The 19,040-nt window shown below is 56.8% G+C and carries 12 protein-coding genes; 7 read left to right on the forward strand and 5 right to left on the reverse strand.

The features are described from left to right. Window positions 1-52 precede the first annotated feature (52 nt). From Poly51_RS02900 to Poly51_RS02910, 3 genes are all read right to left on the reverse strand, one after another. On the reverse strand, window positions 53-892 hold the full coding sequence (locus tag Poly51_RS02900) for a sugar phosphate isomerase/epimerase family protein (protein ID WP_146454040.1): 840 nt from the start codon (window positions 890-892) through the stop codon (window positions 53-55). Window positions 893-952: 60 nt separating this feature from the next. After that, window positions 953-2,482: a sulfatase family protein gene (locus Poly51_RS02905; RefSeq protein ID WP_186775307.1), complete on the reverse strand. Its 1,530-nt coding sequence runs from the start codon at window positions 2,480-2,482 to the stop codon at window positions 953-955. A 380-nt stretch (window positions 2,483-2,862) separates the two neighbouring features. Further along, a complete protein-coding gene (locus tag Poly51_RS02910) occupies window positions 2,863-4,635 on the reverse strand; it encodes an AAA family ATPase (RefSeq protein ID WP_146454044.1) in 1,773 nt (590 codons plus the stop codon). Window positions 4,636-4,840: 205 nt separating this feature from the next. Between Poly51_RS02910 and Poly51_RS02915 the strand changes: the two genes are divergently transcribed. From Poly51_RS02915 to Poly51_RS02925, 3 genes are read left to right on the forward strand one after another with little or no spacing between them, the layout of a single operon-like run. Continuing rightward, window positions 4,841-8,359, forward strand: a complete 3,519-nt coding sequence (locus Poly51_RS02915) for a PSD1 and planctomycete cytochrome C domain-containing protein (RefSeq protein WP_146454046.1) — start codon at window positions 4,841-4,843, stop codon at window positions 8,357-8,359. Between the two features lie 8 nt (window positions 8,360-8,367). After that, window positions 8,368-9,840, forward strand: a complete 1,473-nt coding sequence (locus Poly51_RS02920) for a DUF1501 domain-containing protein (RefSeq protein ID WP_146454049.1) — start codon at window positions 8,368-8,370, stop codon at window positions 9,838-9,840. Between the two features lie 57 nt (window positions 9,841-9,897). Continuing rightward, window positions 9,898-11,331 (forward strand): sulfatase, encoded by a 1,434-nt coding sequence (locus Poly51_RS02925; protein WP_246114220.1) that lies wholly within the window; start codon window positions 9,898-9,900, stop codon window positions 11,329-11,331. Window positions 11,332-11,347: 16 nt separating this feature from the next. Here Poly51_RS02925 and otnC read toward each other — a convergent pair whose 3' ends face one another. Both otnC and Poly51_RS02935 read right to left on the reverse strand, forming a co-directional pair. After that, the gene (otnC, locus tag Poly51_RS02930) at window positions 11,348-11,974 is read right to left on the reverse strand and encodes a 3-oxo-tetronate 4-phosphate decarboxylase (RefSeq protein ID WP_246114221.1); all 627 of its coding nucleotides are present in this window, start codon (window positions 11,972-11,974) and stop codon (window positions 11,348-11,350) included. Between the two features lie 25 nt (window positions 11,975-11,999). Further along, complete coding sequence (locus Poly51_RS02935) at window positions 12,000-13,217, reverse strand: amino acid aminotransferase (RefSeq protein ID WP_146454053.1); 1,218 nt, start codon at window positions 13,215-13,217, stop codon at window positions 12,000-12,002. A gap of 253 nt (window positions 13,218-13,470) precedes the next feature. On the opposite strand from Poly51_RS02935, the gene Poly51_RS02940 reads away from it, so the two are divergent. The 4 genes from Poly51_RS02940 to Poly51_RS02955 all read left to right on the forward strand — a co-directional run bounded on the left by Poly51_RS02940 (window position 13,471) and on the right by Poly51_RS02955 (window position 18,781). After that, complete coding sequence (locus Poly51_RS02940) at window positions 13,471-14,097, forward strand: protein-tyrosine-phosphatase (RefSeq protein WP_246114222.1); 627 nt, start codon at window positions 13,471-13,473, stop codon at window positions 14,095-14,097. Then, complete coding sequence (locus tag Poly51_RS02945; RefSeq protein ID WP_146454055.1) at window positions 14,097-15,569, forward strand: GMC family oxidoreductase; 1,473 nt, start codon at window positions 14,097-14,099, stop codon at window positions 15,567-15,569. The genes Poly51_RS02940 and Poly51_RS02945 overlap by 1 nt, the downstream gene beginning before the upstream one ends. A 102-nt stretch (window positions 15,570-15,671) precedes the next feature. Next, on the forward strand, window positions 15,672-16,955 hold the full coding sequence (locus Poly51_RS02950; RefSeq protein WP_146454057.1) for a hypothetical protein: 1,284 nt from the start codon (window positions 15,672-15,674) through the stop codon (window positions 16,953-16,955). Between the two features lie 41 nt (window positions 16,956-16,996). Continuing rightward, window positions 16,997-18,781, forward strand: a complete 1,785-nt coding sequence (locus Poly51_RS02955) for a di-heme oxidoredictase family protein (RefSeq protein WP_246114223.1) — start codon at window positions 16,997-16,999, stop codon at window positions 18,779-18,781. Window positions 18,782-19,040: the final 259 nt, after the last annotated feature.

A 19,040-nucleotide genomic window follows, 5' to 3' on the forward strand; every position in this document is an offset into this window, starting at 1 on the left:
TGTAGACGAAACATGGACTGAACAACAGACGCACGATCACGTTTCCTCGCGTTCACAAATCCAGCACTTGATCCATCCACTTTGAAATACCCGTCAGTCGCTCGGCGTCACCGCCTTTGACTTCGGCCGATGCCCAGCCCGAGAAGCTGACGTCGGCGAGTTCCTTGCGAACGTTGGCCCAATGCACCTCGCCGCCATTCGTACCAATAGCCGCTTGCGACTTCAGCTTCGGGTCACCAAATTTCGTGTGCCCCCTGTCCTTGATGTCCACCTTGACAATCCGATGCCCCAGCACGTTTGCCCAGTGCTGGGCCGTTTGCCTCGTCCAGGTGATGGTGTTGCCGGTATCGAAGTACGCACCGACCGCGGGTGATTCTAATTCATCGATGAAGCGAGCCATTTCTTCAGCGGTCTTGAGAAACGAAGCACGCACGTTTTCAATCAACAAGCGAACATTCTGTTTTTCCGCACGTGGAATTGCCCTGCGGACGATGTCGAGTGATCGCGCGAAGTTCTCTGCATAGCTGAGCTCTTCAAATTCTTGGGCGATGACAAGAATAGTGTTTCCGCCCACCTGTTCACAAAGATCGATCGATGCCGAATATTCGTCGTCGGCCCCGTGGATCACACCATGCACTTCAATCTCAGTAGCGTCGATCGCGGCGCGGACCTCCTTGGGCGACAGTCCGTTACGCAGACTGATCTCGACGCCGTCGAACTGGGCCCGCTTGAGAAGCTGAAACTGCTGAACCAATGGAAGGCGTTCGTCAATCATCGAATACTTCAGCGACTTGCGAATCCTTCCCGTGAGCTGTCCGCCCAATGCTGGTGAAGCACACACGCCGACCGCACCAATCGCGATTCCGCATTCCAGGAACTTGCGCCGATTCATGCGTTGGATTCCTCGTAAGATCAAACTCGCGGCTCAGCAAATGTGGTGGAAACCAGTCGGCTAGTCACCCTGCAAATTTGGGTGCTCGTTACTGTACCACTGTGGAGTGCCGAACCAGTCATGCATTTCCTTTTCAAACGGAGCGACGATTTCTTGGGGCTCTGGGAAGACGCCCTGATCCTGTGTCTCGACCATCCATACCGAAAGTGCGCAGCGCATCTGAATGAGTGCTTCCCGATGCTCAGGATCACTCGACGTCGCCAGATTATTGATCTCGTGAGGATCGTTTTCGGTGTCAAACAACTGTTCTTCGGGAACCGTCGGCGACATCAATGCCGCGGGAATCGCGGACAACTTGCCCTCGGCCATTAGCTGACGCATCAGTGGCTTGATTGGAAAGCACTTTTCCTTGTAGCGGTTCAGTGATGTGAAGTGGCGATCGGGAAAGTAGTTGCGAAGGTAATGAAACTTCTTCCCGCGAACACTGCGGATGCGATTGACCGTCTCGTCAATTCGGTCGCGTGCTGAAAATGCGAATTGGCGTTCCGGACCCAGGTTGTTGCCCATGAAGATTCGCCCTTGCATTCCCAGCGGTCGATTGATGCCAGCAAACCCCAACGTTGTTGAAGTGATGTCAATCAAACTGATGACCTGGTCGCTGACAGAACCGGCTTTGTAGTTCGCAGGCGCAGCAAAATTCGCTGGCCAGTGAATGATCATCGGAACGTGCAATCCGGTGTCATAGCACCAGTGAATTCCTCGCGGTTCGATTCGCCCGTTGTCACCAAAGAACATGACGACCGTATCGTCGGCCAGGCCGTCGTCTTTCAATTGCGTCAGCACGCGGCCAATCGTTTTGTCCATTCCGGAAACGGAATTCAAATACCTGGCCCATTCTTTTCTGACCAACGGGTGATCCGGATAGTAGGGCGGTGGACTAACGTTATCGACCGTCGCTATTTGTTCATGCGTCCGTTCGCCCTTCCACTCAACACGTGGTTGTTTCCAAGTCTGCCGATCGTAGATGTCGTACTCGGCTTCCAGCGTGTTGATTTGAGCAAAGAATGGCTGGTTACCTTGCAGATCCTCCCACTCGCTGGTGTCGTACAGTTTTCCTTCTTCGACAAAGTTCAGGTCCAGCTTTCCAGACCCAACCGACTGGCCGCCCAGCGTTGCAATGTTCGCCGTAAAGTAGCCAACGTCTTTGAGGCGATGCGTAATCGGGCGAACGCCTTCGGGAAGTCGATAGCCATCGCTGCGGTGCGAACGCATGTTGTGCGTATCCGTCGTCGTTTGATACATGCCGACGAAAAAGGCACTGCGACTGGGAGCACATACAGGTGACGTTGAAAACACGTGAGTGTATCGCACTCCGTGTTCCGCTAACGCATCCAGCGCAGGCGTCTCGACGTTTGCGGCCCCGTAACAACCCAGGTCGAGCTTCAGATTCTCACCCACGATCCACAGAATGTTCGGTCGCTTTACATCTTTGGAATCGTCCGCGACACATTCCCAATTCACGAAGCACGTGGAAGCAAGCAGCAACCCGTTCGCGATCACGAACCGAACAGAAATGATGTTTCGATGCATAGTGGTGCTCATATTCGATGATTGCAGGCCTTAACGGTGCATTAAGGTTACCCAAATGAGAACTCTGTCGTTTGCACTAATTCGCGAAAGTACAATCAAAGCAACGGGTACGAAAAAATAGCAAGAGGCCAAGGCTTGATTCCTCGACCGCAGTTCGGACTTCAATTGCCGCAGAAGTGAACGCAACTGTTGCTACGGACCCGACTGCACCCTTTTCCGGTGAAGTCTATCGCGGAAGTCGAGCGATTGGAGGCGCTCTCGATAAAAACTATCGATGGATATGTGCCTGCAATTCTCTATCGAATTTCGAGAAAAGAGAATGATTAGTCCCGACGAAGCTAGACGGTCAGGCTCCTTGTTTGTCCGTTTGACGATTCGAGTCAGCTCGGCGAGGCGACGGTTTCTTCTTCGGGCGGGCCGACCATCGCGGCGACCGGGTCACCCCAATCCGCGGCGAACGGTTTTTCGCATGCCTTGCATGTGACTTCCGTTCCCAACATCGCGTCGTCGATGACTTCGGCGGCTCCGCAGTGGGTGCACTTGACCCGCACGTTGCCCTTTTCAGCCGCCATCGCGATCAGGTGGGCGTCGCTGACGCCGGCGACTTCGATGTCTTCGGCTTCCAGCGTCGTCAGCAAATCGCGGCTGATGTCCGACAGTTTTGACAATCGATTGGCCAACCGGCGAACGCTGCGTTCAAAACTGTTTCGCGAACAACGGCCATTGCCGAAGTGACGATCGCGTCCGATGTAAAGATACGTGAAGCCACGCAGCAGTCGTCGACGTGCCTCGGTCGGCAGGCTGTATTTTGCCTTCGACGCGATCAGTTCGAAAATGCGGCAAAGATCTTGTGGCGAATAATCGTCGAACGTCATCGTCGTGCCGACTCGCGAGCTGAGCCCGGGATTGCTGCGAATCATCGTTTGCATTTCGACCGGATAGCCGGCCAAGATGACGACCAGTCGTTCGCGTTGATCTTCCATTCGTTTCAGCAGCGTTTGAACGGCTTCGCGGCCGTATTGGTCTTGTCCACTTTCGTCGATCAGCGTGTAGGCTTCGTCGATGAACAGCACCCCGTCGAGCGCTTCGTCGACTTTGGCATTCGTCTTGGGTCCGGTTTGACCGGCGTACTCGGCAACCAATCCGCTGCGATCGGTTTCGACCAAGTGTCCTTTTTCCAAAATTCCCAGCGCGCCGTAGATGTCGGCGACGATCCGCGCCACGGTCGTTTTCCCGGTGCCGGGATTGCCGACGAACGACATGTGCAGGCTGGGCCGCGTCGTCGGCAAGCCTTGCTCTTCCCGCATGCGTTCCATCTTTAAGAAGTTGGTCAGCGTTTCGATTTGGTCCTTGATGCCATCCAGTCCGACCAATCGATTGAGCTTTGCGCGGGCTTCGGCCAGTCGTTGTTCGGGCGTTCGGTCGTCGGCGGGCTGGGGCGTGGGTTGGGTTGCCGGTTTGGGCGTGTTGGTCGAACCGCCGGGACCGGCCATCGGCGTCGGTTTCTCGGCGGCTGTGACACTGACTCCGTCGCGAAGCCGTTTCGCTTCGTCACGTAACCAGCTGATCGCATCGCGCGCGTTATTGGTATCGACTTCGTTGGCAAGCGTCTCCGGTGCAGCACCTTGCAGTGCGTCGAATTGGTTCTGCATCGCCGTGATGCTCTCGTTATCGGCAAGGTCGATATTGCCGTCGACGGACGCCAATAAATTGGCTTGTCGGATGGCGAGTGATTCGAGTTCGCCCCAGCGGTCGCGGATGGCGGGGATTTCGGCGAACGGCCGAACCAGTTCGCTCCACTGGAACCCATTCGACGCATCAATCAGCCAATCCACCGCTTCGTGCAGTTGGTTGCCCATCACGGACTTGCCCCAAATGTGTTCCAAAAGCGCGCGGCCGAGTTGGCGTTGTTCCATATTCTTGCTGCTGGCGTCGGGGACGACGGCGGCAAAGACTTTCATCAGGAAACCCTGATGCAAGTCGTCCATCTGGCCCGAAATCGATGCGGCGTCGGCGTGCTCGCCCCCCGAAAGCCAGCCGTACGATCCCCGAATCAACTCGCCCGCTTCGACATAAAGTGCTTGCGTTTGCTTGAGCGAATCGCGGTACAACCGGATCGATTCGATGATTTGGTCGTCGGGAAGTCGTGGCATGGATCGGGCACTCGTGGCATGAAGGGTGGGCGGGCGGGCGATTCGTGGGGCCCGGTTATCCGGCTCAGGAGCCCCTAAGATAACCTTTTGCGCCGTTCCCACTAGCGTTTGGTAACGGCCAATTCGTCCGTTAAACTAGAGTGAGTCGGGGAGAATTCCTCCCTGATCACGCTGTCCCGCCCCCATTCGCCCACCGAAGTCCATCATGCCGGATCGTTTTGTTCGCGTTTCCGCCACCATTGTGTTTTTGATCCTGGTCGGCGGTTCGGAAAATGCGGCAGCTAATGACGTCGATTTTGCTCGCGACATCCGTCCGATTTTGTCGGACCATTGTTTCGCGTGTCATGGACCGGACGAAGCCGAGCGGGCCGCCGATCTGCGATTGGACACGGCCGATGGATTGGCCGCGGTTGTAGATTCGGACGACGTCGACGCGAGCGAGATGTTGCGGCGGATCGTATCGGACGACGTCGACGAAGTGATGCCGCCGCCTGAGTATCACAAACCGCTGACCGAAGACCAGCGAACGATGTTGCGAACCTGGATCGTCGACGGTGCACAGTTCCAGTCGCACTGGGCGTTCGTTGCGCCGCAGGTTCCGAGCGAGACCAGTCAAACGATTGCCAGCGGGGCCAAGCAGATCGACGGTTTCATCGAAGCCGCGGTCGCCGAAGCAGGGCTGACGGTGAACGACCGGGCCGATCGTCGGACGCTGCTGCGGCGAGTCTGTTTGGACTTGACCGGATTGCCGCCGACTCGCGAGCAAATCGACGCGTTCGTCAATGACACGTCACCGGACGCGTATTCGAATTTGGTCGATCGACTGTTGCAGTCTCGCCACTTTGGTCAACACGTGGGTCGGTATTGGTTGGACTTGGTCCGCTACGGCGACACGCACGGTTTGCACTTAGACAACTTTCGCGAGATGTGGTCGTATCGCGATTGGGTCATCGACGCGATCAACGCTAACATGCCGTTCGACCAATTCATCACTCACCAATTGGCCGGCGACCTGTTGCCGGATGCGACGGACAAAGAACGCATTGCAAGCGGATTTAACCGTTTGAACGTCTCGACCAGCGAAGGCGGATCGATCTATGACGAAGTCTTCGCTCGCAACTGTATCGACCGAACCGATGCCTTTGGAACGATCTTCTTGGGGTTAACGACCGGGTGTGCGGTTTGCCATGACCACAAGTTCGATCCGATATCGCAGCGAGACTATTACTCGCTGCTTTCGTTCTTCAACAGTCTGGACGGTAAAGCGCTAGACGGCAACGCGAAAGACCATCCGCCATCGCTGAAGGTTCCCAGCCCCGAGCAAGTCACGATGCTTGCCGAGTACAAGGAACTGTTGACCAGCCTGGAGGCCGAAAAAGAAGGCCCCATCCCGTCGATCGATGAAGCCCAGGCCACCTGGGAGCAATCGTTGTCCAGTGACAAGGTTACCAAGTTCGAGTCGTTGCATCCGACCGAAGTCGTTTCGGAATCCGGTGCAACGATGAAGGCGTTACCGGACGGCACCGTCGAACTGGTCGGCGATCCGTCGGCGAAGGATGTGACGGTCATTGTCGCTTCGATTCCTTCGGGCATCCAATGGCAAACGATTTACTTGGAAGCCATCGTGGACGATCCCGAAGGCCGCGCCGGTGCGTCGACCAACGGCAACGCAGTGCTGTCCGAGATCACGGTCGAAACGACGGACGCGTCCGCATCTGGACAATGGATACAGGTTCCGATCGCTGGCGGTTTTGCCGATATCGAACAAGACGGCGATGGCTTTGCGTTTTCCAATGCGATCGACGGCAAGCTGGACGCGGACAAAGGTTGGGCCATCGCCGGTCACGAAAAGACGGGCGGTCGATCGGCGTGGCTGAGTGCTCCGTCGCTGATTGCCGATGGTGCGGATGCCAAGATCCGTGTCACGTTGAAGTATCAATCAAAGTTTGCCGGGCACCAGTTCCGCAAAGTGAGGCTGTCGCTCAGCGATGCTGCCGCGTCGGTTCCACCATCGCAGCAAGTCAAACGAGGTGGCATTCATGTCGTCGGACCCTTTCCGATCGAGACTCCGAATCCTGGATACAACAAGTCGTATGCGTCCCAGCAAAAAGCTTTCAACGCGGACGAGGTATTCGAATACGAAGAACGGAGTTATCGCTGGCAGCACCGTGGCGATCTGAACGAGGTCGAGGTCAACCCGCTACCGACGATCGATGATCGTTTGTCGGTGACGCTGATGCACCAGACGATCCAGTCGCCTCGCGACCAATCGATCACGCTGTTGATCGGCGCCGATGATGGGCACGTCGTTTATCTGGGCGATAAAGAGGTCGGACGCCGAAAGGGGGCTGGGAAACATGACCCCCTTCGACATGAGTACGAATTGCCGCTGAAGAAAGGCGACAACGATCTGTACATCAAGCTGGTTAACCACGCGGGCGAGAACGAATGGACCTATGCGTTTCGTTCGCCTGCGATTCGGGTGCCGGAACATCTGCGCCAGCTCGTGAAGACGCCGGTGGATCAACGCAGCGACGATGTTCGCACGTCGCTGGGCAAGTACTTCCGCAAGGTCGCGTGTTTGCATCCGGATTGGTTGGCCTTGATCGATCAAGAACGGGGCACGCGGTCCGCACTTGAAAAGCTGGAAGGCGAGATTCCGACGACCTTGGTTTGGAAGGAGCTTGCTGAGCCTCGCCAAGCACACTTGCTGCTGCGAGGTCAATACGACCAGCCCGGTGACGAGGTCCCTCGCGCGACGCCGTCCTTCCTGCCGCCGTTTCCCGACGACGCGCCGAAGGATCGTCTTGGGCTAGCAAAGTGGTTGACGCTTCCCGAACATCCGTTGACCGCTCGCGTGGCAGTCAATCGATTCTGGCAACAAGTGTTCGGCATCGGGTTGGTCAAAACCAGCGAAGACTTTGGCAGCCAAGGTCAGCCGCCCAGCCACCCCGAGCTTCTGAATTGGTTGGCCGTCGATTTTCAAGCCAACGGATGGGACGTTAAGCGACTATTGAAAACACTGGTGATGACGGACGCCTATCAGCGTTCGGCCAAAGTGGTCGATGGGATGTTGCGAATCGATCCCAACAATCGATTGCTCGCTCGCGGTCCACGTCACCGGTTGGATGCCGAAGTGCTGCGTGATCAGTCGCTGGCGCTGGCCGGATTGCTGGTCGACACCGAAGGCGGACCGAGTGTGAAACCGCCGCAACCGGCCGGCTTGTGGGAAGCGGTCGGATATTCGGGAAGCAATACGGTCAACTTCAAGGCGGACGAAGGCGAAAAAGTCAATCGTCGCAGCCTCTACATCTTTTGGAAGCGTACCAGTGCACCGCCGCAGATGTCGACGCTAGATGCGCCCAGTCGTGAGTCATGCACGGCGCGCCGCGAACGCACCAACACGCCGCTTCAGGCATTGCTGTTGATGAACGAAGAACAGTATCTAGCGTCGGCAAAAATGTTGGCGCGCCGCGCGATGACCGAACCCAAAGTCGACAATGAAGCCGACCGAATCCGATGGGCGTTCGAAACGGTGACCGCGCGCTTGCCCAGCACCGAAGAAGCGGATGAGATGTTGACGTTGGTCGAAGACATGGCTGCCTACTACGACCAGCATCCCGAGTTGGCCGTCAAGTTGACGGGACAGTCCGACGTGCGCGAAGCCGCATGGACGATCCTTGCCAGCACCCTGTTGAACCTCGACGAAACCGTAACCAAGTAGTTGAATCCATGAATCATCAAGAAGTACTCGACCGGTTGACTCGTCGCGCATTTTTTTCACAGACCTCCGCCGGTTTGGGCGCCGCGGCGCTGGCATCGTTGGACGCCACAGCGGCGACAGCCACGCCGGCATTGTCAGCCGATGTCGGAACACGCGTCGGTGGACTGCCGAGTTTGCCGCATCATGAACCCAAAGCCCGCCGAGCGATCTATCTGTTCATGTCGGGTGCGCCCAGCCAGATGGACATGTGGGATCACAAGCCGGCAATGGCCGATTGGTACGACAAGGATCTGCCCGAATCGATTCGCCAGGGGCAACGTTTGACGACCATGACCAGCGGCCAGTCGCGGTTTCCAATCGCGCCCAGCATCTATAAGTTTTCGCCTCACGGTGCAAACCAAACGATGGCCAGCGAACTGATTCCCCACATGGCCGGGAAGGTCGATGAGATTGCTTTGATCAAGTCGATGCACACCGAAGCGATCAATCATGATCCGGCGATTACTTATATCTGCACCGGAGACCAATTGCCGGGCAAAGCGAGTTTGGGTTCGTGGCTGAGCTACGGTCTGGGCACCGAGAACGAGAACTTGCCGGCGTTCATGGTCATGACCGCGTCATGGACGGGCCGGAAAGAAGCACAGGCTCTTTACAACCGACTGTGGGGCAGCGGTTTTTTGCCAAGCAAGTATCAAGGCGTTGCGCTGCGAAGTACCGGTGACAAGGTGCTTTATCTTTCGAACCCCGATGGCGTCGATCCAAGCATTCGGCGCCGGATGCTCGATTCGTTAGCCCGAATGAACGCGCGAACTGCATCGCAGATTGGTGATCCCGAGACGAACGCGCGGATTGCCCAGTACGAGATGGCGTTCCGGATGCAAACGAGCGTTCCCGATCTGGCGAATCTGAGCGACGAACCGCAGCACGTGCTCGATCTGTATGGGCCCGAAGTGACCAAGCCGGGCACGTTTGCGAATTGCTGTTTGATGGCGCGGCGGATGGCCGAACGTGGCGTACGGTTCACACAGATCTTTCATCGTGGCTGGGATCAACACGGAAAGTTGCCCAAGGACTTGCCCAACCAATGCCGCGACGTCGATCAACCGTCGGCGGGCTTGCTGACGGATCTTCGCCAGCGAGGAATGTTGGACGATACGTTGGTCGTTTGGGGCGGTGAGTTCGGACGCACGATCTATTGCCAAGGCGGGCTGACGAAGACCGATTATGGTCGCGACCACCACCCCAAGTGCTTTACCGTTTGGATGGCGGGCGGTGGCGTGAAGGGCGGCACTGTTCATGGTGAAACGGACGAGTTCAGTTACAACATCACCAAAGACCCCGTCCACATCCGTGATCTGAATGCAACGATCCTGAATCAGATGGGGATCGATAGCGAACGGTTTGTGTACCCGTTCCGCGGCCTCGACCAGCGTTTGACCGGCGTCGAGGAAAGCCGCGTCGTCAAAGAAATTTTGGCGTAGGGATTTTTGGCGTCATCTGTTCCGTTCCGCACTTCATCTTCACAAGGAATCGCCATGATGCGATATCTCTTGGCCTTCGTCGGCTTTCTCGTTGTTTCGTTGGCCAGCTTGCTGCACGCGGCCGATCGACCGAATGTTCTGTTCATTTATCTGGACGATTTCGGTTGGCGAGACTGTGGGTTCATGGGAACCGACTTTTACGAGACGCCCAACCTAGATGCGTTGGCCGCGTCGGGGATGGTGTTTACGAATGCTTATTCGTGCGCCGCCAATTGCGCCCCGGCTCGAGCGTGTTTATTGTCCGGGCAATACACGCCTAGGCACGAAGTCTATAACGTTGGGACGGGCCGTCGAGGCAAAGCCAAGTATGGAAGCTTGAAACACATTCCCGGTGTCGATGTTCTGTCACCAGACATTCGAACCTGGGCCGCACAGATTCACGACGCCGGCTATCGCACAGCGACCATCGGCAAGTGGCATTTAAGCGACGACCCGATTCCCTATGGTTTCGATTTCAATTTCGCCGGGACGCACGGTGGCAGTCCGCCGAAGGGGTACTTCCCGCCGCATCCGAAAGCTCCGGGTCTTGAAGATGCACCGGAGGACGAGTATCTGACCGATCGCCTGACCGACGAAGCGATCGGATTCATTGATCGCAACCAAGACGCGAATTGGTTGTTGTACTTGACCCACTTTGCGGTGCACACGCCGCTGCAGGGTCAGCCGGATCTGGTGGCAAAGTATGAAGCCAAGCCCAAGGGCGATCTGCATGACCATGCGGTGATGGCCGCGATGATCGAAAGCGTCGACCGCGGAATCGGGCGGATCGTTCGGCAGTTGGATTCGCTGGGGTTGCGGGAAAAAACGGCGATCGTCTTTACATCGGACAACGGCGGCTATGGTCCGGCAACTTCGATGGCGCCGTTGCAGGGATACAAGGGAACGTACTTTGAAGGTGGCATCCGCGAGCCTTTCTTTGTCGTCTGGCCGGGTAACGTGAAGCCAGGCACAAAATGTGAAACGCCCGTCATTCAAGTCGATCTGTATCCGACGCTGTGTGAGATGACCGGCGCGTCGTTGCCGACAGGACAAGTTCAAGACGGTCGCAGTTTGGTTCCGCTGCTCGTCGGCAGTGACGCTTGGAAGGAGCGAGCCATTTTTTGGCACTTTCCGGCGTACCTCGATTCTTATTCGCGCATCGATGGGCAACGAGATCCCATCTATCGATCGCGTCCGTGCAGCATCATTCGCCGCGGCGATTGGAAGCTTCACGAGTATTTCGAAGACGGGAAATTGTTGCTGTTCAATTTGAAAGACGACATCGGCGAATCGAACGATGTGTCGATCGCCAACGCGGACGTGACCAAGGCGATGCACGACGAGTTGTTGGCGTGGCGAGAAGCAACCGGCGCGCCGGTGCCGATCGAACCCAACCCCAAGTACGATGCGGCGGCCGAATCGCGAGCGATGAAAGGCAAAAAGAAAAAGTAGATCGCTGGCCCAACGTTTACGTGGGTGGATGTTCCAAGAAGCGAGTCGGAATGCCTCGCAGCAGTAAGAACAGCTTGGCGGTTTCTTCCAGTTCTTCCACCGATGCGATCGCTCCGGCCAGCGAGTTACCGGCAACGACCGGGCCGTGGTTGGCAAGCAGCATCGCCTTGGTCGTTTCGGCTTGTTTGCCCACCGCGTCTGCGAGCGCCATGTCGCCGGGTGCGTAAAACGGCACCAGCGGGCAACGGCCCACTCGCATCAATTGGTACGCCGTGATTGCCGGCAGCACGTTGTCGGGATCGATTTCGGCCATGCACGACACCGCGACGGAATACGTGCTGTGCAGATGCACGACGGCCGTTTCGTTTGGCCGCGACCGGTACATCGACAAGTGCAAGAACGCTTCTTTGGAAGGTTTGTCACCGGCCAGATGCTGTCCATCGAAGCCGACCTTGGCGATCCGATCCGGATCCAGGCTGCCCAGGGACGAATCCGTGGGTGTGATCAGGATGCCGTCGTGGATACGAACGCTGATGTTGCCGGTGCTGCCATGCGTGAACCGCCGCTCGAACAGGGATCGTCCGCGGTCGGCGATCTGTTCGCGAACTTCACGTTCGGACCATTCTTGGTTCGATGGCATCATCAGGCTCTCGAGTCGTAAGGCGGTTCTAGTTCTCGATCACGTTGGCAACCGCAGTGCAAAGTTCGCCCATGCGTTCTTCGTTCATGCCGGCCACATTGATTCGGCCGCTGCCGACGATGTAGATGCTGTACTTGTTGCGAAGCTCATCGACTTGCATCGGATTGAGCCCGCTGAACGAGAACATTCCATTTTGGTCTAACAGAAAACCAAAATCGTGTCCGGCGCCGGTCGTCTTCATCGTGTCAACAAACTGTCGACGCAGCGCTTTGATGCGAGTTCGCATTTCGGTTAGCTCGCCGTGCCACATCGCGGTCAGCTCGGAGTCGTCAAGAATCGTCGCGACGACGGCCGCACCATGGCGCGGCGGGTTGCTGTAGTTGCTGCGGACCAGTGACTTTAGCTGACTCTTAACGGCGGTCGTTGTGTCAGCGTCCGCCGACATGACCGATACCGCACCGACCCGTTCGCTATACAAGCCAAAGTTCTTCGAGAAAGAACTGCACACGATGGCTTCGGCGCAAACGCTGGTGATGGCTCGGACAGCGACCGTGTCTTCGTCCAATCCGTTCCCGAAACCTTGGTAAGCGAAGTCGATGATCGGTAACAGTTCACGCTGGGCTAAGACCGCGGCAATTTCGTTCCACTGCTGGGCAGTCGGGTCGACGCCGGTTGGGTTGTGGCAACACGCGTGCAACAAAACTGCATCGCCTGGCTTCGTCTTACCGGTCAAGTCTTCCAACATGCCGGCGATGTCGAACGATTTTTTATCGTCGGCAAGGTATCGGTAGTTATCGTACGGAATATTCTCGGACGCAAAGATCGATTGGTGATTGGCCCAGGTGGGCGTCGAAATCCAAACGCGAATCGCGGGCAACTGACTGTTCATCAGCGCGGCTGCTTCACGCAGCGCACCGGTGCCGCCAGGCGTTTGAACGACCGCGATACGGGATGCGTCGATCGAATCAGCAAAGACCAATCGGCGAACGTGATCGCGGTAATCCGGTTGGCCATCGATCGGCAAATAGCCCTTCGTCTTCTCGCCATCGACCAGCCGTTGCTCGGCCGCTTTGACGCAACGCAGCACCGGCGTTTGGCCGGACGCGTCTTTGTAGACACCGACGCTCAGGTTCATCTTTTTCGGGTTCGCGTCGGCTGCAAACGCCTCGTTGAGCCCCAGGATCGAGTCCGGGGGGGCGGTGGCTACAGTCGCAAATCGTGGCGGACGTTTCGAGGTGGCGGTCATCGCATTTCTAGATGGATTGGGGGCTTCGAGACAGAAGGTAACCCAGAAATCGTAGTCCAACTTCCCCATGTCGACCATCGGGTCGACGGGCCACGAAAAGGGCCACTGAACGGGTCCGTTTTTGCGGGTATAACTGTGCCGACCAAGTGACTTCGGTCGTCAAGCGATGTTGCGAACGATGAATCGAACCTTGATGACGGTATGGTTTGCCCTCGACACGACAATATTTGTGCCATCTAACGCGAAAAATACAGTGTCCTTCCACTCACCGCTAAAAAGTTACATTGACGCCCGTATGGGTGAATTCGATCAGATTCCGGTGGATCGGCGAGCCGAATTGGCCGACTTTGCGAAACGGATTCAAGCGGGCGGACACGACGGAGTTCGGAAGCTCAATTTCATCTGCACCCACAATTCACGCCGCAGCCACCTGGCCCAGATTTGGGCGACTGTGGCGGCACAGCATTTCGGTGTCGACGGAATCGAAACATTTTCGGGTGGTACGGAAGCCACGGCGATGAATTCGCGAATCGTTGACACACTGCGACGATCAGGGTTGTCGGTTTCGACGAACCCTGGTCCAGCACATACCAATCCTCTCTACAAGGTCGCGTATTCAGATTCCGACGTTGCGCCGGCTGTCGAGTGTTTTTCGAAGGTCTATGACCAATCGCCCAACCCGAGCGAGGACTTCATCGCCGTCATGGTGTGCAGCAACGCGGATACACATTGTCCGATCGTTCGTGGCGCTAGCGACCGGATCGTGATCAAGTACGACGACCCGAAGGTGTCCGACGATACGGTGGACGAGTCGGTGATTTACGATGCCCGATGCGGCCAAATTGCTCGTGAAATGTTGTACGCATTCTCGTTGCTATAGTGGAAGAAACCGACCTTATCGTCGTCGGCTCAGGTGCAGCCGCCTGTGTTTTGGCGTATCGATTGCGACAGCAGTCGGGACTACGCATCACGGTTGTTGAACCTGAATCGGATCTTGCGCCGGCAATCGACCGTGAACGTCCGTCGCGATGGTTGAAACTGATCGGATCCAAGGACGATTGGAAGCTGAAAACCGAACCCTGCGATCGACTCGCCAGCCGACGGATCGATTGGCCCCGCGGTCGCGGTATCGGTGGGAGCACGCGGATCAATGCGATGATCTGGTTTCCGCCAACAGCCACCGACTTTGCGAATTGGGAAACGGCGTGCGGTGGTCAGCGTTCGATCGACCAATGGCGCGCTGCGGCAAGCGATGTCGAATCGTTGGTCCAACCCGAGACGCCGCGTTTTTTAAGCGATGCGTCACAACAGTTCATGGCGGCAACATCGGGTTTCGCCAATGCCGAACCCATGATCTATCGCCGCATCAATCGCAACGGTCGACGAACCGATTTTTCGGCCCTGCTTGATGGTGCTGGTGTCGTTCGCGGTACGGCCGATCGTGTGCTGTGGCACGGCGAACGGGCGGTCGGTGTGAATCTGGTTCAAGGTGACCGTTCACGCGAATTGCGAAGTCGATGCGGCGTCGTTTTGTGTGCGGGCGCGATTGGCACGCCTTCCATTTTGATGCGCAGCGGCATCGGTCCCGCGGAAGATTTGTCACGGCATGACATCATCGTGCGAGTTGATCGGCCCAACGTCGGCCGTCGACTGCAGGATCACCTTGTCATGCCGGTAATTTTTGAAACAAAATCAAAAAATATTTTCAGGCTCGATCCGGCCGTTCGCGACGTCGCGAAATGGATGGTTACCGGTGCCGGATCGGTGTCGTCCAACATCGCCGAGTGTGGCGGGCTATTCGATGGCGGACGGTTCCAGGTGCACGTGACTCCGACAAACTATCTGACGTTCCCGAAACTGAGTGACACCGCAATGATGACGATCGCGATCAATTTGACTCGCCCTCGTTCGTCCGGGACTGTGACTTTGTCATCACCGCACGCGTGTTCACTGCCGGTCATTCAAGGTGGCTACGGTCGTGACGATCGAGATATCGAAGAACTCGTCGAAGGCGTGGAAATGGTTCGGTCGATCGCCCGCGGTAGCGGATTGGGCGAATGGGTCGAACGGGAACTCATCCCCGGCCAGCGGCGAGAAGGTGAACAGGCGATACGCAAAGCGATCTCTCGATATGCACAAACGCTCTATCACCCGACCGGGTCGTGTCAATTTGGAAATCAAATTGATTCGCCGGTCGACGTTGATTTCAAGGTGCGTGGTTTCGACGGATTGTGGGCGGTGGACGCCTCGGTTCTGCCTAGTGTGACGACCGGTAACCCGACGGCTTCGGTGATGACCATGGCATGGGTTGCGGCCGAATCGATCGCCGGTACGACCGTGGATCGTTCTTAGCGGCACCATTATTTGATTGACGCCGACATCTCGTATCGTGCAGTATGACGACACCTTACCGATTAGGTCTTTTCTTTTCATGTGTCGGATGCGGGGCACGCAATGCGACGATCGTTTTCAAAAATCTTGGTAGCCATATTGTTCGCGGCGCTCGCCGTCAGCTTGGCACATACGTCGCTGGGGCAAACGCCAATCGACGATGACGATGTGGTCGATTGGCGAAAGCCGATGGAGCCGATTTCGGAAACCGAATCGGACAAGACATTGGTTCTGTTGTTGATCACGAACGACGAACCGATTGCCAAGCGGGACCAGGACAACAAAGAGGCCGCCCGACCGGTTTACGGTTGGTGTACCGAAGTGTTTGCGGATTCCTTTCGCGCGGTCCGACGGCTGCGTCCGGACCTTCGCACCAAAGTTTCCTTGCAATGGTTGCCGGTTGGGTTGCCACCCGAGTTGACGGGCGGGCGTGTCGACAACGGTACCGCTCGCTCGGTCGTTTTGCTCTGCGACGGACAGTACCGGTTGCTTAGCTTTCTGGTGGGTGTTCCCGATGCGACTCAATTGCAGACGTTGATTGAGGACGGGCAGGAATACCAGTCGATGCGAGATCTTGGCGAATTAAGACGCGACGAGATTGTTGCTGCGATTGCCAACCGCAACAGCCAACGCATTAACCGAATGTGGCGAAGTCTGCTGGAGGAGAACGTTATCGCGATGGAGGGCAATGTCGGGGATGCGCCGGATCCGAAAGCAGCCATCGACGACGATGCCGAGCAACGAATCAGCGTTTTGAATGAACGGTTCGGCGATGCCTACCTAGCCGACGTGCGTCTGCGTTTCGATGTCAAGTCCGCGGCCGATGCACCTCGCTTGACGACGCTTGAACAGCACATCGAAACCCGTCGGCCGTGGTGCGAATGCATGACTCCGTTTCTGGCCGGTGTTTCGATGGAGAAGAATTGGGCCACGTTGGTCGAATGGATTTGGGGCCATCAACCGATTCAAGGCGAAGCCGATGAACCGGAATGGATCAACCAAATCAGTGCGTTGGGAAAGACAGAGACATTTGTGTTTTCGGTTCGTCCGCCGCTGATGTTTCGACATCTTCCGTGGCCGCCCCCGACCGGCGACACAACGCGAGCCGGGGAAGTTTGGAACCGCGTTCACGCCTTGGCGACATCGGCCCAGTATCGCGAGATCGATCTGCAACAACTTTATGAAATTGTTCGGTCCAGTGATATGCCGTCGATCAATGTCCGCGGCTCGTCGCTGCTGCGGTACGTGATCTTGCCGGCCGGAAAGAACAAACTTTTGCCCGTCTTTCAAGACAGCAATCCGGGCCGTGTCGCCGGTCTATTAAAACGCATCAAAACGGATGAATGATGCGAATCTCTTTTCTCTTGATCTATCGGAGTTCTCTCGCCATGAAACACTCAAAGTATCTTTCGCGTGCTGGGCTGGCCTTGTTGGCATCGTCCACCCTGGCGTTATCCATCGCGACGGCCGTGTCACCGATGTCCGTTGAACAGGGGCGTCAACTCTTCGAACGCAATTGGATGCCCGGCAATCCCGCCATTTCAAGCGATGGACTTGGGCCGCTATTCAACGGTCAATCCTGCGTCGCATGTCACAACCAAGGCGGCGTCGGCGGCGGCGGAGCAGCCGAGCACAACGCGCTCACCATCGGCATCGAAGAGATGACGATCGACGGTGGATTTGTCAACCAAGACGTGGTCAAGCAAATGGTTCGTGCGTTCCACCCGGGGTTTGTGCTGCCCAGTGGTACGATCATCAACACGCTGGCGATGTCGCATCACGGCGGTTCATCGGCGCTGGCGGAAAGCCGCGCCGCGTTTCTAAAACAATTGCCAGCAGAATTCACTCGGGAAGGCGGTCCCGCCAATGCATCGGAGATCCGATCGGCGACCGCGACGCCGGTGATGTTTCAGAGCTCGGTCGGAACTTTTCGAATGTCGCTGCGCGCAAGACTGTTCCAGCGCAACACTCCGTCACTGTTCGGCGCAGGCCTGATCGACCAAATTCCCGATTCGGCGATCTTGATGGCCGCGAAGGCCCAGCAGCAACACCCCGAGATCAGCGGGCGACCGGCGACCCTTCGCAGCGGAAAGATCGGCAAGTTCGGATGGCGTGCCAACGTCGCCTCGCTGGGCGAATTTACCGACCAAGCTTGCGCCAACGAATTGGGTTTGGAGACCAACCGGAAGCCGCAACCGACCGATCCGATGGTTCCGGCCTACCGCAATTCGGGCATTGATATCTCGGACGAACAAATCGAAGCGATGCGAGACTTCACGGCCGCACTGCCCGCGCCAATGCGTGACATACCAAGCGATTCGAAGAAACGCGTTGAAGCGGAACGAGGGGACGCATTGTTCGCATCGGTGGGCTGCGCCGTTTGCCATCTTCCGAACATGGGACCCGCCCGCGAGATTTACAGCGACATCTTGCTGCATGACATGGGGTCTGGATTGATCGACTTGAACCATGCAGAGCCCTACATCATTCGCCAAACTCCGGTGACACGAGTTTCGCTTGCCGAGTCGGAACATGTTTCGGGGACACAGATGATCGGCGGCTACTACGGGCCCGCAACCGAGATTCGCATCGACCGTGTTAGGGGATCAAGATCCGGTGACTTTTCCCTCTCTAACAATCGATCGCCCGTTAGTACTTCCGACGTCGTGACGGAAGGCCTTGTCGAGTCTTACTATGGCGGGGCAACGAGTCTGAGTGCATCCTCCCAGAGCTTGATACCGCAGCGATTTCGTTTCCGGGCTCCCGATTCGCCTAGCAGCCGTATGCAGTTGGTGGACTTAGCCTTCGATGATAAAGAGCAGGTCAATCAATTTGTTGCAGAAGAATTCGAAGGTGTCGACAATGCTCGTGTCACACGTCGAACCCTCATCCGGGAAACCCTTTACAAGAGAGTTCACTTCGAACCGACCAATTTCAACCAAGAATGGCGGACGCCGCCGCTATGGGGTGTGCGTGATTCGGCGCCGTACATGCACGACGGTCGGGCGGAGACTTTGCTGGAAGCAATCTCATTACACGGTGGCGAATCCGAAGGGACACGCGATCGTTTTTTGAAGCTGCCGCTAACCGATCGACACGCGGTTTTGGCGTTCTTGGAAACGCTGGCAGCGCCGCGATCCGCGCCGATGTTGGGCGATCTCAGAGCCAATTGATTCGATAGAGCTCACAGTTCCGGTACCAAGATCAGTAGACCTTCCTTGGATGAGGTCGTGCTGTCTTTTAGTTGTTGTTTCATCGGCGTTTACTTCACCCTCCTTGAAAAGGAGGGTGAAGTAAAACCGCACGACCTTGGATTGGGAAGGTCGCGTTTTGTGTTAGCGGAACTGCTGACATTGCGACCAGGGGTGATCTGCGTCGCCAAGCTTGGGCCGCAACAAATGTCTGCTGTCTTGAGCTGCTGTTTCAAAAACG

Source organism: Rubripirellula tenax (genome assembly GCF_007860125.1).
GTDB classification, from domain to species: Bacteria; Planctomycetota; Planctomycetia; order Pirellulales; family Pirellulaceae; genus Rubripirellula; species Rubripirellula tenax.